This window comes from Citrobacter sp. RHB25-C09 (assembly GCF_013836145.1).
Classification (GTDB): domain Bacteria; phylum Pseudomonadota; class Gammaproteobacteria; order Enterobacterales; family Enterobacteriaceae; genus Citrobacter_A.
The window spans coordinates 1,548,795-1,569,285 of record NZ_CP057483.1 but is presented as its reverse complement, the minus strand read 5'-3'; the positions used below and the strand labels follow the sequence as shown (position 1 = coordinate 1,569,285).

The window sequence follows — 20,491 nt, the reverse complement described above, 5'->3', positions numbered from 1 at the left end:
TACAAATATCAGAATTTTGTAGAGTTATTGATTCGATTTTTGAATATAGAAAGATGCGCAAGGCATGTAAAGACGATTAGCGAGCGAAGAGCCTAATGGGATAGATTCTAAATCTGAGGTGGCATACAGCCACCACCCATTTTCTGACATAATAGCGGGATTCGATTTTGCCCACGCAGGAGAGTTTTCATGGAATTTACCGCCGGACTGATGCCGCTGGACGCGGCGCTTAGCGAAATGCTGTCGCGTGTTACCCCTCTTACCGCCATCGAGACACTGCCGCTGGTGCAGTGCTTTGGCCGGATTCTGGCAAGCGATGTGGTTTCTCCCCTGGACGTCCCCGGTTTTGATAACTCGGCGATGGACGGTTACGCGGTGCGCCTGGAGGACCTCAGCGCAGGGAAACCTCTTCCGGTGACAGGAAAAGCGTTTGCCGGACAGCCGTTTCAGGGGGAATGGCCTGTGGGTACCTGTATTCGCATTATGACCGGCGCACCAGTCCCCGCAGACTGTGAGGCGGTGGTGATGCAGGAGCAGACGGAACAGAGCGACGACGGTGTGCGTTTTACCGCTGACGTCCGCCCGGGGCAAAACATACGTCGTCGCGGCGAAGACATCAGGCAAAATGCCGTGGTCTTTCCGGCAGGAACACGACTGACGACCGCTGAACTGCCGGTACTGGCATCGCTTGGCATCGCCGACGTTCAGGTGGTGCGTAAGGTTCGCGTCGCCCTGTTCTCTACCGGTGACGAACTCCAACTGCCAGGCCAACCGCTCGGCGAAGGGCAGATTTACGATACTAACCGCCTGGCCGTGCATCTGATGCTGCAACAGTTGGGTTGTGAAGTTATCAATTTAGGGATAATCCGCGACGACCCTAATGCCCTGCGCGCGGCGTTCATTGAAGCTGACAGCGAGGCGGATGTGGTCATCAGCTCCGGCGGCGTTTCTGTAGGCGAAGCGGATTACACCAAAACGATCCTTGAAGAACTGGGGGAAATTGCCTTCTGGAAACTGGCCATTAAGCCAGGGAAACCGTTCGCTTTCGGCAAGCTGAGCAACAGTTGGTTCTGCGGGCTGCCGGGTAACCCCGTCTCTGCTGCCTTAACCTTCTATCAACTGGTGCAGCCGCTGCTGGCGAAACTGAGCGGTAACAGCGCCAGTGGTTTACCGCCGCGCCAGCGAGTACGAACGGCATCACGTCTGAAGAAAACCCCTGGCCGCCTCGATTTCCAGCGAGGTGTGTTACAGCGCGCCGCTGACGGGGAACTCGAGGTGAGCACGACGGGACATCAGGGCTCGCATATCTTCAGTTCCTTCAGCCTGGGGAACTGTTTTATTGTGCTGGAGCGCGATCGCGGCAATGTCGAGGTGGGAGAATGGGTGGAAGTCGAACCGTTTAACGCACTGTTCGGAGGCCTGTAATGGCAGAACTCAGCGATCAGGAGATGCTGCGCTACAACCGGCAAATCATTCTGCGCGGCTTCGACTTTGAAGGCCAGGAAGCGCTGAAAGAGGCAAAGGTATTAATTGTCGGCTTAGGTGGTTTAGGTTGCGCAGCCTCGCAGTATCTGGCCAGCAGCGGCGTTGGTCATCTGACGCTGCTCGATTTTGACACCGTGTCGCTTTCTAATTTGCAGCGTCAAACGCTGCACCGCGATGCGACCATCGGACACGCCAAAGTCGAGTCGGCGCGGGAAGCGCTGAGTCAAATTAATCCGCATATTACTATAACCCCTATTAACGCGATGCTGGACGATGTCGCACTGGGAGCGCTCATTGCCGGGCACAGTCTGGTGCTGGACTGTACCGATAACGTCGCGGTGCGTAATCAGCTCAACGCCGGCTGCTTTGCGGCGAAAGTCCCGCTGGTTTCCGGCGCGGCGATTCGTATGGAAGGGCAGATCAGCGTCTTTACGTGGCAGGATGGTGAACCCTGCTATCGCTGCCTGAGCCGCCTTTTTGGTGAAAATGCCTTAACCTGCGTGGAAGCCGGGGTGATGGCACCGCTAATTGGCGTAATTGGCTCGCTACAAGCCATGGAGGCCATTAAGCTATTGGCGCATTATGGCCAGCCGGCTTCCGGGAAAATCGTTATGTACGATGCCATGACCTGCCAGTTCCGCGAAATGAAGCTGATGCGTAATCCACAGTGCGAAGTTTGCGGCCAGTAACCTCCTGCCGGGTGGCGCTGGCGCTTACCCGGCCGACATAATGTCTCTTCGGTAGGTCGGATAAGGCAACGCCGCCATCCGGCATTTAACGATTAGATTGAGGTGCGACCAAACGCGTTCTGCCAGTCGTGTTCAAACTTCGCGACCGCCGCATCTACTGCCGGGTAGCTGATGAGCTGCTGGGCGACATCCAGCGGCAGGGTGATGGACTCGCAGCCGGCCAGCAGGCAGTCCAGCGCCTGACGTGGCGTTTTGAAGCTGGCAGCGAGCACTTTTGCATGCGGCGCGTGAATTTTTAACAGGTCATGCAGTTCGCTCACGGTCTGAATTCCGGCGCCCCCTTGCGCATCAATGCGGTTAACGTAAGGCGCAACGTATTCCGCCCCTGCCAGCGCAGATAACAGCCCTTGTGCCGCGCCATAAACCGCCGTACCCAGCGTCGGGATACCTTCCTCTTTCAACAGTTTTATCGCCGCCAGACCTTCGGCCGTGACAGGCACTTTGACCACGATATCAGGGATGATCGCCTGTAATTTGCGCGCATCGCCCACCATACCTTCCGCCGTTGTCGCCATCACCTGCGCGAACAGCCGCCCCTCTCCCCCCATCGCTTCACGTAATTCTGGAAGCAACACGTCCAGCGGTTTTTTACCTGCCGCAACAATACTGGGGTTGGTGGTCACGCCAGCCAGCGGAAAAATACGCGCCAGCGTCTTAACCGCTTCAACGTCGGATGTATCCAGATAGAGTTCCATAACCATTCCTCAAACTAATAATTAGCATGAAACAACGATAGCACGGCAAAACCTCTCTGTTAGTTGATGCACATCAACATTACTTTCATTCGAAAGTTATTTAATCTTTATACGAAACATGTGAGGCCGTTTATGATTTTCAATATTCAGCGCTATTCTACCCACGATGGCCCCGGTATCCGTACCGTGGTGTTCCTGAAAGGATGCTCTCTTGGCTGTCGCTGGTGCCAGAACCCGGAAAGCCGCGCCCGCACGCAGGATCTGCTGTTTGATGCGCGACTGTGTCTGGAAGGCTGTGAGCTGTGTACTCATGCCGCGCCAGGGGTCATTGAACGCGCATTGAACGGCCTGCTTATCCATCGCGAAAAACTCACTGACGATCTTCTTACCCGCCTGACCGATTGCTGCCCTACTCAGGCACTGACCGTCTGTGGTGAAACCAAAAGCGCAGATGAGATTATGGCGACCGTACTGCGCGACAAACCGTTTTACGATCGCAGCGGCGGCGGCATTACCCTTTCCGGTGGCGAACCCTTTATGCAGCCTGAACTGGCGGCGGCATTGTTTAAGGCCAGCCATGACGCCGGGATCCATACGGCGGTGGAAACCTGCCTGCACGTCCCCTGGAAATATATTGAACCGTCGCTGGACAATATCGACCTCTTTCTGGCGGATTTAAAACACGTTGCTGACGCTCCTTTTAAGCAATGGACCGACGGCAACGCCGCCAGGGTGCTGGAAAACCTGAAAAAGCTCGCGGCGGCAGGAAAAAACATCATCATTCGCGTCCCGCTGATTCAAGGATTTAACGCGGACGAAGAAACCGTTAAAGCGATAACGGATTTTGCCGCTGACGAACTTCACGTCGGCGAGATTCACTTCCTGCCCTATCACACGCTGGGCATGAACAAATACCATTTACTTAGCCAACCCTACAACGCGCCGGATAAACCGCTGGATGCCCCCGAACTGCTGGCCTTTGCGCAGCAGTACGCCCGTACCAAAGGTTTGACCGCGACTCTACGAGGATAATCTCATGACGCAACTGAAACTGGATACACTCAGCAATCGCATCAAGGCGCACAAAACCGCGCTGGTAAACATTGTTAAACCGCCGGTCTGTACCGAGCGTGCGCAGCACTATACCGAGATGTACCAGCAGCATCTGGACAAGCCGATTCCGGTTCGTCGCGCACTGGCGCTGGCGCATCATCTGGCTGAACGCACCATCTGGATCAAACATGATGAACTGATCATCGGTAACCAGGCCAGTGAAGTCCGCGCCGCGCCGATCTTCCCGGAATATACCGTGTCATGGATTGAAAAAGAGATCGACGATCTGGCGGACAGGCCGGGTGCTGGTTTTGCGGTGAGCGAAGAGAATAAGCGCATCCTGCACGCAGTGTGCCCATGGTGGCGCGGGCAGACGGTCCAGGATCGCTGCTACGGCATGTTTACCGACGAGCAGAAAGGCCTGCTTGAAACCGGGATCATCAAAGCCGAAGGCAATATGACCTCCGGCGACGCGCACCTGGCGGTGAATTTCCCACTGCTGCTGGATAAAGGCATCGACGGCCTGCGCGAAAAAGTCGCTGAACGCCGTTCACGCATCAACCTGACCGTGCTGGAAGACCTGCACGGCGAACAATTTCTAAAAGCCATTGATATCGTGCTGGTCGCCGTGAGCGATCATATCCTGCGCTTTGCCGAACTGGCTCGCAAAATGGCGAATGAAGAACCGCGCGAGGCACGTCGTGACGAACTGCTGGCGATGGCGGAAAACTGTGAGGTTATCGCTCATCAGCCACCGCAGACCTTCTGGCAGGCACTGCAGTTGTGCTATTTCATTCAACTGATTCTGCAAATTGAGTCTAATGGTCACTCCGTATCGTTTGGCCGCATGGATCAGTACCTGTATCCGTTCTATCGCCGCGACGTGGAACTGAACCAGTCGCTGGATCGCGAACACGCCATTGAACTGCTGCATAGCTGCTGGCTGAAACTGCTGGAAGTGAACAAAATTCGCTCTGGCTCTCACTCCAAAGCATCAGCCGGTAGCCCGCTGTATCAGAACGTCACCATTGGTGGGCAGAACCTGGTTAACGGTCAGCCGCAGGATGCGGTCAACCCGCTTTCCTACGCGATTCTCGAATCCTGCGGTCGCTTGCGCTCCACTCAGCCGAACCTCAGCGTGCGGTATCACGCCGGGATGAGCAATGACTTCCTCGACGCCTGTGTACAGGTGATCCGCTGCGGCTTCGGTATGCCCGCGTTCAACAACGATGAAATTGTTATTCCGGAATTTATCAAACTCGGTATTGAGCCACAGGACGCCTACGATTACGCGGCGATTGGCTGCATCGAAACCGCCGTCGGCGGTAAATGGGGCTATCGCTGCACCGGCATGAGCTTTATCAACTTCGCGCGTGTGATGCTGGCCGCGCTGGAAGGTGGTCGTGACGCCACCAGCGGCAAGGTTTTCCTGCCGCAGGAAAAAGCACTCTCAGCCGGTAATTTCAATAGCTTCGATGAAGTGATGGATGCGTGGGATACCCAGATTCGCTACTACACCCGTAAATCCATTGAGATTGAGTATGTCGTCGATACCATGCTGGAAGAGAACGTACATGACATTCTCTGCTCGGCGCTGGTGGACGACTGCATTGAGCGCGCGAAGAGCATCAAGCAGGGTGGCGCGAAGTATGACTGGGTTTCCGGTTTGCAGGTGGGTATTGCCAACCTCGGCAACAGCCTGGCGGCGGTGAAAAAACTGGTTTTCGAGCAGGGCGCAATGGGTCAACAGCAGTTGGCTGCGGCGCTGGCGGAAGATTTTGACGGACTGACCCACGAACAGCTGCGCCAACGTTTAATCAACGGTGCGCCAAAGTACGGCAACGACGACGATAGCGTGGATACCCTGCTGGCGCGTGCTTACCAGACCTATATCGATGAGCTGAAACAGTATCATAATCCACGCTATGGCCGTGGTCCGGTGGGCGGCAATTATTACGCGGGTACATCGTCCATTTCTGCAAACGTCCCGTTCGGTGCGGCAACCATGGCAACGCCAGACGGCCGTAAAGCGCATACGCCGCTGGCGGAAGGGGCAAGCCCGGCATCCGGTACGGACCACCTCGGACCCACGGCGGTGATCGGTTCCGTCGGCAAGTTGCCTACCGGTTCGATTCTCGGCGGTGTGCTGTTGAACCAGAAACTGAACCCGGCCACGCTGGAGAATGAATCTGATAAGCAGAAGCTGATGTTCCTGCTGCGTACCTTCTTTGAAGTACACAAAGGCTGGCATATCCAGTACAACATTGTATCGCGTGAAACCCTGCTGGACGCGAAAAAACACCCGGACCAGTATCGCGATCTGGTCGTACGCGTGGCGGGCTATTCTGCCTTCTTCACCGCGCTTTCACCGGATGCGCAGGACGATATTATTGCGCGTACCGAGCATACGCTTTAATTTGTAGTCACAAATCCCCGGTATAAGTTACCGGGGATTATTTGCATTTAACTATGCTGGAAATAAGATACTTTCTTCCGAACTCACTATAATTCACCTGTTAGTTATTCCTTTTACGTTTAAATTACGGCCACTATTTCCCTTTAAGTTGATTAATAACAGGTTCGCACCGCAATTTTGTCATTAGGCTTATTCCTGATTAAGCACCCCACTCAGGAAAGCAAATGAGTAACATTATTTATTTAACGCTGGAGGGTGATGTTCAGGGGAAAATTTCTGCAGGTTGTGGTTCACAGAACTCTGTTGGTAACCGCTATCAGCTGGGACACGAAGATGAAATCTTTGTCTTTAGCCTGAAGCAGGCAGTGGAAGGCGTTAACGGACGTATCCATCACCGCGCTCTGCAATTTTGCAAGCTCCTGGACAAAAGCTCTCCATTACTCAGTAACGCCATTAATAATAATGAACGTCTAAAATTAACGTTTTATATTTACCGTATTAATAAATACGGGCACAGGGAAAAGTTTTATCTTATCGAACTTCGCGGTGCAACAATACGGTCCGTTAATCAGTTAGCGAAGATGAACGATATGCACTATGAATATATATCGGTGAATTACGATTATATTCTGAGTCGTCATCTCATCGCCGGTACCGAGTTCGATTATCTGCTGACGCCGGAGAATTATGGTTGTCTTTTCCCGGTGATGCAGAAGGTCACGCTTCCCAAAGAGCCACCGGAACGCAAGGTAACGCTGGTGCTGGGAGTGTTCTTTGATGGTACGGGAAATAACGCGGTCAATACCCGGAACATGCTTGAGGCGCTAACGGCGCAGCACTTTGATATCAACAGCCCGGATGCGGAAACCATTCTCGCCAGAAATGCATCGGAGAAGATGGGGATTAGCGGGATTGGAGCGGGTAGTTATCTGGGGTATTACACGAATATTCATTGGTTGAATGAGTTGTATGAACAAAACTTCCAAAGTGATGGTAACTATATTCAAAGTGCTGTCTATGTTGAGGGCATAGGCACATGCGCCGGCGAACCTGATAACCCGATAGGCCTGGGGCTGGGCACCGCAGAAACCGGGATAATCGCCAAAACGGACGATGCGGTGGCGCAACTTGAAGCTGAGATAAAGAAAACACGATCTCGTTTGAACGGTAAGTATGTTGTCGATACCCTGCTGTTTGATATCTTCGGTTTTAGTCGCGGTGCAGCCGCTGCCCGCCACTTTGCCAACCGCGTCCAGTCAGAAGATCCCGCTATTTCCAAAGCAATTTCGGCAGGCATGGGCAAAGTTAGCTATAGCGGTGCATCATCGGGCAAAACCCGCTTTCTCGGCATTATGGACACCGTGGCGGCAGTGGGTTCGGTGGCAAACGGCCTTAATCCACACAGCGGAGATACCGGAAACGTCAACATCCGCCTGCGCCCCGGCGTGGCGCAAAAGGTGTTTCACATTATCGCCCAACACGAATGCCGCTATAACTTCGCTCTCAATAGCGTTGCCCCAGCCTGGCCGGAGCTGGCGCTTCCCGGCGCCCATTCCGATATCGGCGGCGGATATCTGCCGCAGCTGCGGGAAAACCTCTTTCTCACGCGTCCGCTGGTGGAAACCCTGCCTCATAATCAGCCTGATGCGCAATCTCACGTTTACCGGCAGACGATGGCGCAGCTGTGCGTGCTGGAGCATTCGCCGGCCATCATGCCCATTATTCGTACCAACGCGATCGCCCCGGAAGCGTGGCAGGATGATTTAGCGCCAGCGGATCGCTACAGCCAGCCGCAAAAACGCACCTTTGCCGCGCTGACGTTGCGCCATCGTACGGTCAGTTATGACTGGTCGAAGGTTGCACTGCGGGTCATGGTCGATGCCGCAGTCGACGCTGGGGCGTTGTTTGCTGACGTCGACAAAGTCAGAGGACACGCGCTGCCTGACGAACTGAAACCGTTCTGCGAACATGCCCGTGAGATGGGAAAAGCAGCTCGCCAGCATGCAGCCGTCAACGGTTTTTCGCCTGAAGACGTGGATTTGATTGCCAAAAACTATGTCCACTGCTCGGCCCACTGGAACGCCGTAGTTCTCAGACAGAACGGGGAATTGCAGGGCGGTACTTCAGCCTCCGAAACCATCGGCTTTGTGAACCGGCCGGACGAGAACTGGATAAGAACAATTTACAACATGGACGGAAAAAAACGATGAAAAGACATTACACACTGATACTTACACTATTACTGTCAATCACTGGCTGTAGCCCGCAGAAACCTCACCCTTTGCAGTCAAAACAGGCCGCCAGCGGTGACTGGACGCTGCCTTACGGCGAGTGGACTTTTTCCCTTATCACGCCCTATGAGCTACCGGCGCAAACGCTGCATGTCCGGGTGATAGACACGGATGGTTATCTGTACACCTTTAATACGCTTGATCCGACTTCCCGAAGTCCTGATTCTATCGACAATTGGGCTACTGCTGTTCATGGTGTCAGCTTTAATAATTTCAATAAAGTCAAAAAGCCGCCTCAGTACATTGTCTTCTGCTGGGAGTCCTATATCGACAAACAAACTTACGAGACCAGCGCCGTGTTCGGACCGGAAACCTGGCAACGGATGAAAACCCCTGCCGATCATACATATCGATCCGGTGCCCCCATCTGGTACGATAATCTTCTCTTCGGCCTGTCCCCAGGGGGCAAAGTCAACGTCTGGTTCCCGGATTTCGCCGGACGTCCCAGCCTTCCCGTAAAACCGCTGAAAATGTGGACCCTCGCAGGCAACGAGATGACGCTGTGCAAAGACTATGTTGTTCCCGGCGGCTCGTTTAATTTCATTCAGTCGACGCAGGATTTCATTAAAGGCAAAACCTACCCGTATGGAAACTGGGATTAACAAAATCCTTGCCCGGCAGCACTACTACGGCAACTTCGGTTGCCGTAGTAGTTTCGAATGAAATTAAATTTGTGGTTTCGGTCACATTGTTATTAAAATGTTTCTGGTCGCAGTTTCGAGCCTGGAGCATTTATGACAGTCAAAGTTATCGTCACCGATATGGACGGAACTTTTCTCGATGACGCCAAAAAGTACGATCGCGTACGCTTTATGGCGCAGTATCAAGAACTAAAGAAACGAAATATTGAATTCGTTGTCGCCAGCGGCAACCAGTATTACCAGCTCATCTCCTTTTTCCCTGAACTTAAGGACGAAATCTCCTTCGTTGCCGAAAACGGCGCGCTGGTGTTTGAGCATGGCAAGCAGCTTTTTCATGGTGAACTCACCCGCCACGAATCGCAGATCGTCATTGGCGAACTGCTGAAAGATAAGCAGCGTAACTTCGTGGCCTGTGGCCTGCAAAGCGCCTACGTCAGCGAAAACGCCCCGGAAGATTTTGTCGCGTTAATGTCAAAGCACTATCACCGTCTCAAGCCGGTAAAGGACTATCACGAGATTGACGATGTGCTGTTCAAGTTTTCGCTCAACCTGCCCGATGCGCAAATCCCGCTGGTTATCGATACGCTGCACACCTCGCTGGATGGCATTATGAAGCCCGTTACCAGCGGCTTTGGCTTTATCGATCTCATTATTCCGGGATTACATAAAGCCAATGGGATCAGCCGCCTGTTAAAACGCTGGGATCTCTCGCCACAGAATGTGGTGGCCATCGGCGACAGTGGCAACGATGCCGAAATGCTGAAAATGGCACATTACGCTTTCGCCATGGAAAACGCAGCCGACAGCATTAAAGCCCTCTGTCGCTACCAGACAAATGATAATAATCATCAGGGTGCACTGAACGTCATTCAGGCGGTCCTGGATAATACCCCACCTTTTAATCGCTGACGATGAATGCCGGAGTCTCCCACTCCGGCTTAATGCTTCCCCTTACTCACTTTACTCCCACAGGTTTTTAAACTTGCATTAACTTTTATATAACCTATATTACCACCTGTAAGTAAAAATGGTTTCGAATGAAAGATGCGAGGTGGTTATGACTTTTACCAACGAAACGTTGCCAACGGACCACAAAGCGGCAATTCGTCAGATGAAACGCGAGTTACGCGCCCAAATCGGGGACGTGCAGGCGGTGTTCGACAAACTCAGCGAGGCCATTGCGACCCGCGTGGCAGAAATTAACGCTCTCAAAGCACAAGGCGCTCCGGTCTGGCCCGAGCTTTCGTACGCTGATATCAGTGCGGGTAAGATCACCGCCCAGCAGCGTGAGCAGATTAAACGCCGTGGATGTGCGGTCATCAAACATCACTTTCCGCGCGAGCAGGCGCTGGCCTGGGATCAGTCAATGCTCGACTATCTCGCACGCAATAAATTTGACGATGTTTATAAAGGCCCAGGTGATAACTTTTTTGGCACCTTAACGGCCTCCCGCCCGGAGATTTACCCGATCTACTGGTCACAGGCGCAAATGCAGGCGCGTCAAAGTGAGGAAATGGCCAATGTGCAATCCTTCCTCAACCGTCTGTGGACCTTTGAAAGCGATGGCCTACAGTGGTTTAACCCGGACGTCAGCGTGATCTACCCGGATCGCATCCGCCGCCGTCCGCCGGGCACCACCTCAAAAGGACTGGGCGCGCATACCGATTCCGGGGCGCTGGAACGCTGGCTGCTCCCGGCCTATCAGCGCGTCTTCGCCCGCGTGTTTGACGGCAATATCGACAAATACGATCCGTGGAACGCGGCGCATCGTACCGAAGTGGAAGAGTACACCGTTGATAACACCACCAAGTGCTCGGTGTTCCGCACCTTTCAGGGCTGGACAGCGCTCTCCGACATGTTGCCCGGTCAGGGACTGCTGCACGTGGTGCCGATCCCGGAAGCGATGGCATATGTTCTGCTGCGTCCGCTGCTGGATGATGTTCCTGAAGATGAGCTGTGCGGCGTGGCGCCAGGCAGAGTATTGCCTGTCTCTGAGCAGTGGCATCCGCTATTGATTGAAGCCCTGACCAGTATTCCGCAACTGGAAGCCGGTGACTCGGTGTGGTGGCATTGCGATGTGATTCACTCCGTCGCGCCGGTTGAAAGCCAGCAGGGCTGGGGCAATGTGATGTACATTCCTGCCGCGCCGATGTGTGAGAAAAACCTGGCTTACGCGCATAAGGTGAAAGCGGCGCTGGAGAAAGGGGTTTCACCGGGAGATTTCCCACGCGAGGACTATGAAACCGCCTGGGAAGGACGCTTTACGCTTGCCGATCTGAATATCCACGGCAAGCGTGCGTTGGGGATGGTTTAACTATCGTACAGCCCTTCCCGCTCTACGGCGGTACGTCGTTTCCCCTGACGTATCCGCCGTACCGACTCTCTGACCTTTAACGTTCCATTGAGCAGCAGCGTGCCCACTGGCGCGTCCGGGCGCATCAGCCGCTGCTGGAGCATATGCACCGCTTCGGTGCCCAGTTCATCACGCGGGACATGCACCGCGGTTAAGGGTACATCCTGAATCGCCGCCAGGTTAAAGCCGTCAATGCTCATGACAGAGACATCCTGCGGCACGCGCAGCCCCTGGTTTTGCAAGGCGCTGATGGTGCCCGCCGCCATAAAATCTCCCCCTACCAGAAAAGCGGTTGGCAGGTACTTTCCCTTTTGCTGAATAAGCCATTCACTTACCAGTTGTTCCGTCTCTCTGGCGCTGAAACTGGGTATCATCAGCAGGTCACGCCTGTCACTGAACTTCAGATTGTGGGCACGCCACGCGTCGCGGATCCCTGCCAGGCGCAGCTCCATGGTGTAACGACGCAGACACATTACGTTCATTACCCCGCGGTGCCCCATATCGAAAAGATACTCCGCCGCCCGTTCGCCAATGGCGCGGTGATCCGGCGCGACGGCAGGCAGTCGCATCAGTCGATCCCGGCAGTTAATCAGCATGCAGGGTTTACCGACATCCACCGCCAGATCGTGAATATGCGGATCGTCAATACCGAGCAGAATTGCCGCCTGGGTGTCGGGTTCATTCATTCGCGCGAGAAAGAGCTGCGCGTCGCTGTCGTTCTCCTCCAGCGCGCAGTAGCGAAGCCGGACCTCGTGCGACGCAAGTCCCTTACCGACGCTCTGAATGACGCGGTAATAAAAGATGTCGGACCGCTCGTCGAACGCCCGCTGTGGCGCAAAAACGACGAGGCTATTGAGCAGCAGACGCCCCGCCGCCATGCCGTCCATCACCCCCAGTTCCCGCGCGCATGCCAGCACCCTGGCGCGCGCTTTTTCGCTGGTATTGGCCTTCCCTGCCAGCACGCGGGAAACGGTGCTGATAGAGAGCTGAGTGCGGGCGGCAATTTCAGTGATTTTTAGCCTTTTGTCCATTTTGTGATCTGGCTCCATTCACGAAATGAAAAAATTTTCACAACGATCTTTTCAGGGTAAAGCGCAGTTCAATCGGTAAAACTTCGAATGATTAACCAAGCTTATGAAAATCTTTGCATAAAATCCGCTATTGCCATCGCAAATTCTTCCTTAAGGTGAACTTGTCACACCAATTTCGTGCTGGTTGTATAGCAACTTTGTGCGCGAATAGAGATAACAATCAACGCCATATAAACCGGTGTGACGCCTGAACCTCCGTCCCCCTACCGTCCGTCTTGTGGAGAAGAATATGAGTCAGGACATCAATAACACCGTTGCGGCAAGCAAAACGCGCCGCGTCATTAAGAACCTGCGTTGGTACGTGCTGGTGCTGTTTTTACTTGGCGTTACCGTCAACTACATCACCCGAAACTCATTAGGCATTCTCGCCCCCGAGCTGAAAGAGAGTCTCGGCATCACCACCGAGCAATACTCCTGGATCGTCGGCGCGTTCCAGCTTGCCTACACCATTTTCCAGCCCCTGTGCGGCTGGCTGATTGACGTCATTGGCCTGAAGATTGGTTTTATGGTTTGCGCCGGGATCTGGGCGCTGATGTGTATCTTCCATGCAGGTGCCGGAAGCTGGCTGCACCTCGCAATTCTGCGCTTCTTTATGGGGGCCTCGGAAGCGGCCGCAACGCCGGCGAACGCCAAAACTATCGGCGAGTGGTTTCCAAAATCAGAACGTCCCGTGGCTGCTGGTTGGGCAGGCGTCGGCTTCTCCATCGGCGCGATGCTGGCCCCGCCTATCATTTACTTTGCTCACGCCTCCTTCGGCTGGCAGGGTGCGTTTATGTTTACCGGCGTGCTGGCGCTGCTGTGGGTAATCCTGTGGTGGGCGTTTTACCACAACCCGGAGCAGCACCCGAACCTGAGCAAGGATGAACTGGCGTTCATCAAGCAGGATAATGAACCTGCACCGGTCAAACTCCCCTTCCTGATCGCACTGAAGACCGTCTCGAAAAACAAACGTTTTTACGGTATTGCCATCCCGGCCTTTATGGCGGAACCCGCGTGGGCGGTGCTGAGCTTCTGGGTGCCGCTATATCTTGCCAAAGAGCACGGCATGGATCTCAAGCAAATCGCGATGTTTGCGTGGCTGCCGTTCCTCGCCGCCGATCTCGGCAGCGTGGCGAGTGGCTACCTCACCCGCCTGTATACCCGTTGGTTCGGCTGTTCCCGCGTGAATTCGGTCGTCGCCAGCTCCGTCACCGGCGCGTTTCTGATGATCTCGCTGGCCGTCGTGGCGATCACCCGCGATCCGTATATCACCATCGTACTGATCTCCATCGGCGGCTTCGGCCATCAGATTATCTCCTGCATGCTGAGCGCGCTGGTCGTGGAGTCCTTCGACAAGGGCCAGATGGCAACCGTCAACGGCATGCGCGGCTCGGCGGCGTGGATCGCCAGCTTCCTGTTCTCTCTGTTGATTGGCGTAACTGCTGACACAATCGGCTTTAACCCACTCTTTATTGCCATGGGTTTCTTTGACCTGATTGGCGCTTTTTTCCTGGTGGCATTTATTGCTGAACGCCGCGCCAAGCGCGCCTGATAGTGGATGTATCGCATATGAAAACCCTGAAAAACTGGACCGTCGATAAGCAGTCCGTAAACCATCTTGAACTGATGGTCGATAACCAGCACCGTCTGTGCCTGTACGTGCTGGAAGAGAACCTGTTCCGCGTGCTGATTAAGCGCAAGGGCGAACTGGCGTTGGATCGGACGTGGAGCATCGCTCCGGAAGATGATGTGCCGTGGGGGGGCCGCCACCGTGATGATTTGAGCGGATTCTCCTGCCCTTCCTGGACGCTGACGCAGCAGGACAATGTTCTGACGGTAGCAACCGAACAGCTACGCGTGACTGTCCACCAGCCGCTGTGGCTGGAGTGGCACTATCGTGATGATGCAGGCGAGTGGCAGCCGCTGGTTAACGACCGTCCGACCAGCGCTTACCTCCTGAACGCGCATGGCGACGGCGTGGCGCACTACCTCAGCCGTCGCAAAGACGAGCGTTTTTACGGCCTGGGCGAAAAAGCGGGCGATCTGCAGCGTAACGGCAAACGCTATGAAATGCGTAACCTGGATGCGATGGGCTACAACGCGGTGAGCACCGACCCGCTCTACAAGCACATCCCATTCACTATCACCCGCCGCGACGACGTGAGCTACGGCCTGTTCTACGACAACCTGAGCAGTTGCTGGCTGGATCTGGGCAATGAAATCGACAACTATCACAGCGCCTATCGCCGCTGGCAGGCGGAGGCGGGCGATATCGATTACTACATCTTTACCGGCAAGCGCGTGCTGGACATCACCAAAGCCTTCGTGCGCCTGACCGGGAAAACACTGTTCGGGCCGAAGTGGAGCCTGGGCTACAGCGGCTCGACCATGCACTACACCGACGCACCGGACGCGCAGAATCAATTGATGAACTTTATCCGCCTGTGCCAGGAACACGCAATCCCGTGCGACTCGTTCCAGCTCTCTTCCGGCTATACCTCCATCAATGGCAAGCGCTACGTTTTTAACTGGAACTACGAAAAAGTGCCGCAGCCGAAGGTGATGAGCAAGGCGTTCCATGACGCGGGGCTGAAGCTTGCGGCAAACATCAAGCCATGCCTGTTGCAGGATCATCCGCGCTATAACGAAGTGGCAGAACGCGGCCTGTTTATTCGCGATTCCGAAAGCGATGCACCAGAACGTTCCAGCTTCTGGGATGACGAAGGCTCTAACCTCGACTTTACCAACCCGCAGACTATCCAGTGGTGGCAGGAAGGTGTCACCACGCAACTGCTGGAGATGGGCATCGACTCCACCTGGAACGACAACAATGAGTTTGAAGTCTGGGACGGCGAAGCGCGCTGTCACGGTTTTGGTCATGAAATCGCCATTAAACACATTCGCCCGGTCATGCCGTTACTGATGATGCGCGCTTCGCTGGAAGCGCAGCAGCGTTTCGCGCCAGAAAAACGTCCGTACCTTATCTCCCGCTCCGGCTGCGCCGGGATGCAGCGCTACGTCCAGACCTGGAGCGGCGATAACCGTACCAACTGGGACACCCTGCGCTATAACACCCGCATGGGGCTGGGCATGAGCCTGTCCGGGCTGTTTAACGTTGGTCATGATGTCGGCGGTTTCTCGGGCGATAAACCGGACGCCGAGTTGTTTGTGCGCTGGGTGCAAAACGGCGTGATGCATCCGCGTTTTACCATTCACTCGTGGAACGACGATCACACGGTAAACGAACCGTGGATGTATCCGGGCGTAACGCCAGCCATTCGCAGTGCCATTGAACTACGCTATCGCCTGCTGCCATACCTCTACACCCTACTCTGGCAGGCGCACGCCGACGATGAGCCGATGCTGCGCCCGACCTTCCTCGATCACGAGCACGATGCGCAGACCTTCGAAGAGTGCGATGACTTCCTGCTGGGCCGCGACCTGCTGGTGGCCAGCGTGGTCGAAGCCGGACAACGTGAGCGTAGCGTCTGGCTGCCGGAGAACGACACCGGCTGGTACGATTTTTACACCCACGCGTGGTATGCGGGCGGCCAGTCGATCGTCCTCGACGCGCCGCTGGAAAAATTGCCGCTGCTGGTGCGCGCCGGTGCAGGATTGCCGCTGAGCGAACGCATTACTCATGTGTCAGCGGAAAAAGACACGACCCGCGAGCTGAAGCTTTTCCCGGTGAAAGGTGTTGGCACAACCGCTGGCATGTTGTTCGAAGACGACGGTGAAAGCTGGGGCTACCAGAACGGCAACGCGCTGTGGGTGGAATGGGAAATGGTGTGCGACGGGGCAACCATCAACCTGAAGATCAACGGTCGTGGCGATTATCGTCCGGCGTGGAAAGCGCTGAAGATATCGTTACCCGCAGGAGAAAAACGCAAGCTGCGGGTTAACGGCATTGAAAAAGATAATTGGGTAATATAACCAATGATCCCGGTTTTCTTTCCACAGAAAGAAAACCGGATCCCTCTTAATCTACGGAAACCCCGGCCAGCTTCCACTGTTCATTTTCTTTATACATGGTGACCGTAATCGTTCCCGGCGCGCCATTTTTAAACGTCACTTTTCCTGATAGCGTTCCGACGTTATTCGACACGTTAATACTATTAAACGAGTATTCTTCAATTTCAGGGAAGTTTACAGACTGCGTCGCCAGCGTAAATTGTTCTTCGGTCATTTTTCGCTGAATAGCATAAGAACTTGCCTGCCAGGCTTCAGAATATTGTCCATTGCGTAGCAGATCTATTTCCGCCCGAGCCGCTTCTTTTACGCCGCCTAATGAAACAAACAGGAGTGAACCGATACCCACTACGGCAATCAATACCGCGCCAATGACTCCCGCCACGACGAATTTTCTTTTTTTCTTGTCCGCAAGAATACCCTGCATCTGCCAGCCAGCATTGCGGACAATATCGAAAACGGCATCGATTATTTCGGTGGAGACAAACTTATAGCCATAAATTTTGCCGATACTGCCATCGTCTTTGACGCCCCAGGCGCTGCCCGTTGAGAATTCGAGTTTCTTACCAATGTGGACTGATTTACTGAATTTGAAGCCGCCGAGATTCGCATCCCACTCCACGTCAGTGGATTTTTCACGATAGCGGACCTGCTTTTTGCTTTCGTCGAAGAACAGTCGAAGCTCATACTGTTTCTTCAATCCCGCTTTGCCTAAAATCTCCTGCCATTTGGCATCAACGATATTCCATGAGGCAACAATTTCATTGCCTTCTTCGCGAAGAATAAAAGGATAGTCGTTGTTGGCATTCAGGTTTAATAGCTGTGCTTTAAGACTTGCTAATGATGTCGTTCCGGACTGATTCATTGTTTCTTCCCTGTTCTTATAAAAAGAGGCGGGAAGTATCTTAGCCGCAATTGCGGCTAAGATTCATCACTAAATACGATATTTCAGATTAAAACCATTACACAGATAACGCGTAAGACGACGATAAATTAATCGTCGATGCCTTTGCTGCGCAAATAATCTTCGTAGTTACCGCTGAAGTCCACCACGCGTTCCGGGGTAATTTCCAGCACACGTGTTGCCAGCGAGCTGACGAATTCACGGTCGTGAGAAACGAAGATCAGGGTGCCCTGATACATTTCCAGCGCCATGTTCAGCGATTCGATGGACTCCATATCCAGGTGGTTGGTCGGTTCATCCATGACCAGGATATTCGGTTTTTCCATCATCAGCTTGCCGAACAGCATACGGCCCTTTTCACCACCGGAAAGCACTTTGGCGGGCTTTTTGATATCGTCCTGGCTGAACAGCAGACGGCCGAGGATACTGCGCACCGCCTGCTCGTCGTCCCCTTCCTGCTTCCACTGGCTCATCCATTCGAAAACCGTCAGATCGTTTTCGAATTCATATTCATGATCCTGGGCGTAGTAACCAATACGCGCATTCTCAGACCATTTCACGGTGCCGCTGTCGGCTTCAAGATCGCCCACCAGCGTTTTCAGCAGGGTGGATTTACCCACGCCGTTGGTCCCGAGCACCGCGAGTTTCTCGCCGACTTCCAACAGCAAATTCACGCCTTTAAATAACGGACCGTTATCAAAGCCTTTCGTCAGCGCTTCTACTTCCAGCGCGTTACGGAACAACTTCTTGTCCTGCTCGAAGCGGATGAACGGGTTCTGACGGCTGGACGCCTTCACTTCATCGAGTTTGATTTTGTCAATCTGACGAGCACGAGACGTCGCCTGACGGGATTTAGAGGCGTTAGCACTAAAGCGACTAACGAAGGATTGCAGATCGGCAATCTGCGCTTTTTTCTTGGCGTTATCAGCCAGCAAACGCTCGCGTGCCTGAGTGGCGGCAGTCATGTATTCATCATAGTTGCCCGGATAAACGCGCAGTTCACCATAGTCGAGATCCGCCATGTGCGTACAAACCATGTTAAGGAAGTGACGGTCGTGCGAGATGATGATCATGGTGCTGTCGCGGTCGTTCAGCGTCTGCTCCAGCCAGCGGATCGTGTCGATATCCAGGTTGTTGGTCGGTTCGTCGAGCAGCAGAATATCCGGGTTAGAAAACAGTGCCTGCGCCAGCAGCACACGGAGTTTCCAGCCAGGTGCCACTTCGCTCATCGGCCCGTAATGCTGTTCCACCGGGATACCCACGCCAAGCAGCAACTCACCGGCGCGCGCTTCCGCAGAATAACCGTCCATTTCGCCGTATTTGACTTCCAGATCGGCCACTTTATAACCATCTTCTTCGCTCATTTCCGGCAATGCGTAGATGCGGTCGCGCTCCTGTTTCACTTCCCACAGCTCGCCGTGACCCATGATGACGGTATCCAGCACGGTGAACTCTTCAAAGGCGAACTGATCCTGACGCAGCTTACCGATGCGCTCGTTCGGATCGAGGGAAACGTTACCCAGCGTCGGCTCAAGGTCGCCGCCAAGAATCTTCATAAAAGTGGATTTACCGCTACCGTTGGCGCCAATCAGGCCGTAACGGTTGCCGCCGCCAAATTTGACGGAGATATTTTCGAACAACGGCTTACTGCCGAACTGCATGGTGACGTTACTGGAAACTAACACGGACGCATCCTAAAACAATATGTGACAAACCTCATAGTATGCCACAACTCTGGGATAAGATCCCGCCTGGCGGTATCTCGCGTAAGCGGGTGGCCGGAAAAAAATGTGATTTCGTACACATCTGAATTCCCTGTTCACCGGAATGCACATATAATGCGCTCCCAACACTACAGAATTCTCAACCCAATAGCCTGCCAGGCAATGAACCTCATATAACATGAACATGAAATTAACAACGCTTTTCGCGGCGGCACTCGCTGTTGCTGGCTTTTGCAGTACCGCCTCAGCCGTCACTTATCCTCTGCCTACGGACGGTAGCCGTCTCGTGGGTCAGAACCAGGTCATCACTATTCCTGAAGGGAACACTGAACCGCTGGAGTATTTTGCAGCTGAATATCAGATGGGGCTTTCCAACATGCTGGAAGCCAACCCGGGCGTGGATACCTTCCTGCCGAAAGGCGGTACCGTGCTGAATATTCCTCAGCAGCTGATCCTGCCGGATACCGTCCATGAAGGCATCGTCATTAACAGCGCGGAAATGCGTCTGTACTACTATCCGAAAGGCACCAACACGGTCATCGTGTTGCCGATCGGTATTGGTCAGTTAGGTAAAGATACCCCTATCAACTGGACCACCAAGGTTGAACGTAAGAAAGCAGGTCCGACCTGGACGCCAACCGCGAAGATGCATGCGGAATACCGTGCAGCGGGCGAACCACTGCCCGCCGTGGTCCCGGCAGGCCCGGATAACCCGATGGGGCTTTACGCGCTGTATATCGGTCGTCTGTACGCGATTCACGGCACCAACGCCAACTTCGGTATCGGCCTGCGCGTAAGCCACGGCTGTGTGCGTTTGCGTAACGAGGATATTAAGTTCCTGTTCCAGAACGTGCCTGTCGGCACCCGCGTACAGTTTATTGATGAACCGGTTAAAGCAACCACAGAGCCAGACGGCAGCCGCTATATTGAAGTTCACAATCCTCTCTCCACCACGGAAGAGCAGTTTGAAGGCGGCGAAATTGTGCCAATCTCGCTGTCGAAGAGCGTGCTGAAAGTTACCGCCCAGCCGGATGTCGATACCACCATCGTTGATCAGGCTGTTCAGAACCGTTCCGGTATGCCGGTTCGTCTGAACTAATCGATGCAAAGTGCCGGATGGCGGCTACGCCGTATCCGGCCA

General features: G+C 54.1%; 15 protein-coding genes. 11 read left to right on the top strand and 4 right to left on the bottom strand.

Features of this window, described 5'->3' with window-relative positions:
- Positions 1–189: 189 nt before the first annotated feature.
- Both moeA and moeB read left to right on the top strand, forming a co-directional pair.
- A complete protein-coding gene (moeA, locus tag HVY19_RS07295) occupies positions 190–1,425 on the top strand; it encodes a molybdopterin molybdotransferase MoeA (RefSeq protein WP_181683669.1) in 1,236 nt (411 codons plus the stop codon).
- Positions 1,425–2,174: a molybdopterin-synthase adenylyltransferase MoeB gene (moeB, locus tag HVY19_RS07290; RefSeq protein WP_181683668.1), complete on the top strand. Its 750-nt coding sequence runs from the start codon at positions 1,425–1,427 to the stop codon at positions 2,172–2,174. The genes moeA and moeB overlap by 1 nt, the downstream gene beginning before the upstream one ends.
- Positions 2,175–2,266: 92 nt before the next feature.
- On the opposite strand, the gene fsa is transcribed toward moeB, so the two are convergent.
- Positions 2,267–2,929, bottom strand: coding sequence for a fructose-6-phosphate aldolase (fsa, locus tag HVY19_RS07285; protein ID WP_181683667.1), 663 nt, complete (start codon positions 2,927–2,929; stop codon positions 2,267–2,269).
- 132 nt (positions 2,930–3,061) lie between these two features.
- Between fsa and HVY19_RS07280 the strand changes: the two genes are divergently transcribed.
- From HVY19_RS07280 to HVY19_RS07255, 6 genes are all read left to right on the top strand, one after another.
- A complete protein-coding gene (locus HVY19_RS07280; RefSeq protein WP_181683666.1) occupies positions 3,062–3,961 on the top strand; it encodes a glycyl-radical enzyme activating protein in 900 nt (299 codons plus the stop codon).
- Positions 3,962–3,965: 4 nt separating this feature from the next.
- Positions 3,966–6,398 carry a glycyl radical protein gene (locus HVY19_RS07275; protein ID WP_181683665.1) on the top strand — a complete coding sequence of 811 codons (2,433 nt, stop codon included), beginning with the start codon at positions 3,966–3,968 and terminating at the stop codon, positions 6,396–6,398.
- Between the two features lie 224 nt (positions 6,399–6,622).
- Entirely contained in the window at positions 6,623–8,608 is a 1,986-nt protein-coding gene (gene tssD / locus HVY19_RS07270; protein WP_181683664.1) for a type VI secretion system tube protein TssD, read from the top strand.
- The gene (locus HVY19_RS07265; protein ID WP_181683663.1) at positions 8,605–9,291 is read left to right on the top strand and encodes a DUF2931 family protein; all 687 of its coding nucleotides are present in this window, start codon (positions 8,605–8,607) and stop codon (positions 9,289–9,291) included. Before tssD ends, HVY19_RS07265 begins: the two co-directional genes overlap by 4 nt.
- 132 nt (positions 9,292–9,423) lie before the next feature.
- A complete protein-coding gene (locus tag HVY19_RS07260; protein WP_181683662.1) occupies positions 9,424–10,239 on the top strand; it encodes a Cof-type HAD-IIB family hydrolase in 816 nt (271 codons plus the stop codon).
- A 142-nt stretch (positions 10,240–10,381) separates the two neighbouring features.
- Positions 10,382–11,644 (top strand): DUF1479 domain-containing protein, encoded by a 1,263-nt coding sequence (locus HVY19_RS07255; RefSeq protein ID WP_181683661.1) that lies wholly within the window; start codon positions 10,382–10,384, stop codon positions 11,642–11,644.
- Here HVY19_RS07255 and HVY19_RS07250 read toward each other — a convergent pair.
- Positions 11,641–12,732, bottom strand: a complete 1,092-nt coding sequence (locus HVY19_RS07250) for a LacI family DNA-binding transcriptional regulator (RefSeq protein WP_249419100.1) — start codon at positions 12,730–12,732, stop codon at positions 11,641–11,643. The genes HVY19_RS07255 and HVY19_RS07250 overlap by 4 nt on opposite strands.
- A 271-nt stretch (positions 12,733–13,003) precedes the next feature.
- Here HVY19_RS07250 and HVY19_RS07245 point away from each other — a divergent pair, with 271 nt between their 5' ends.
- Together HVY19_RS07245 and HVY19_RS07240 are read left to right on the top strand one after the other, a co-directional pair.
- Entirely contained in the window at positions 13,004–14,305 is a 1,302-nt protein-coding gene (locus HVY19_RS07245; protein ID WP_181683659.1) for an MFS transporter, read from the top strand.
- A 17-nt stretch (positions 14,306–14,322) separates the two neighbouring features.
- Positions 14,323–16,686, top strand: a complete 2,364-nt coding sequence (locus tag HVY19_RS07240; RefSeq protein WP_181683658.1) for a glycoside hydrolase family 31 protein — start codon at positions 14,323–14,325, stop codon at positions 16,684–16,686.
- A gap of 46 nt (positions 16,687–16,732) precedes the next feature.
- Here the strand turns inward: HVY19_RS07240 and HVY19_RS07235 are convergent, their stop codons facing one another.
- Together HVY19_RS07235 and HVY19_RS07230 are read right to left on the bottom strand one after the other, a co-directional pair.
- Positions 16,733–17,587 (bottom strand): hypothetical protein, encoded by an 855-nt coding sequence (locus HVY19_RS07235; protein ID WP_181683657.1) that lies wholly within the window; start codon positions 17,585–17,587, stop codon positions 16,733–16,735.
- 128 nt (positions 17,588–17,715) lie between these two features.
- Complete coding sequence (locus HVY19_RS07230) at positions 17,716–19,311, bottom strand: ABC-F family ATPase (protein ID WP_181683656.1); 1,596 nt, start codon at positions 19,309–19,311, stop codon at positions 17,716–17,718.
- A 217-nt stretch (positions 19,312–19,528) separates the two neighbouring features.
- On the opposite strand from HVY19_RS07230, the gene ldtB reads away from it, so the two are divergent.
- Positions 19,529–20,449: a L,D-transpeptidase gene (gene ldtB, locus HVY19_RS07225; RefSeq protein WP_181683655.1), complete on the top strand. Its 921-nt coding sequence runs from the start codon at positions 19,529–19,531 to the stop codon at positions 20,447–20,449.
- The last annotated feature ends 42 nt before the right edge of the window (positions 20,450–20,491 follow it).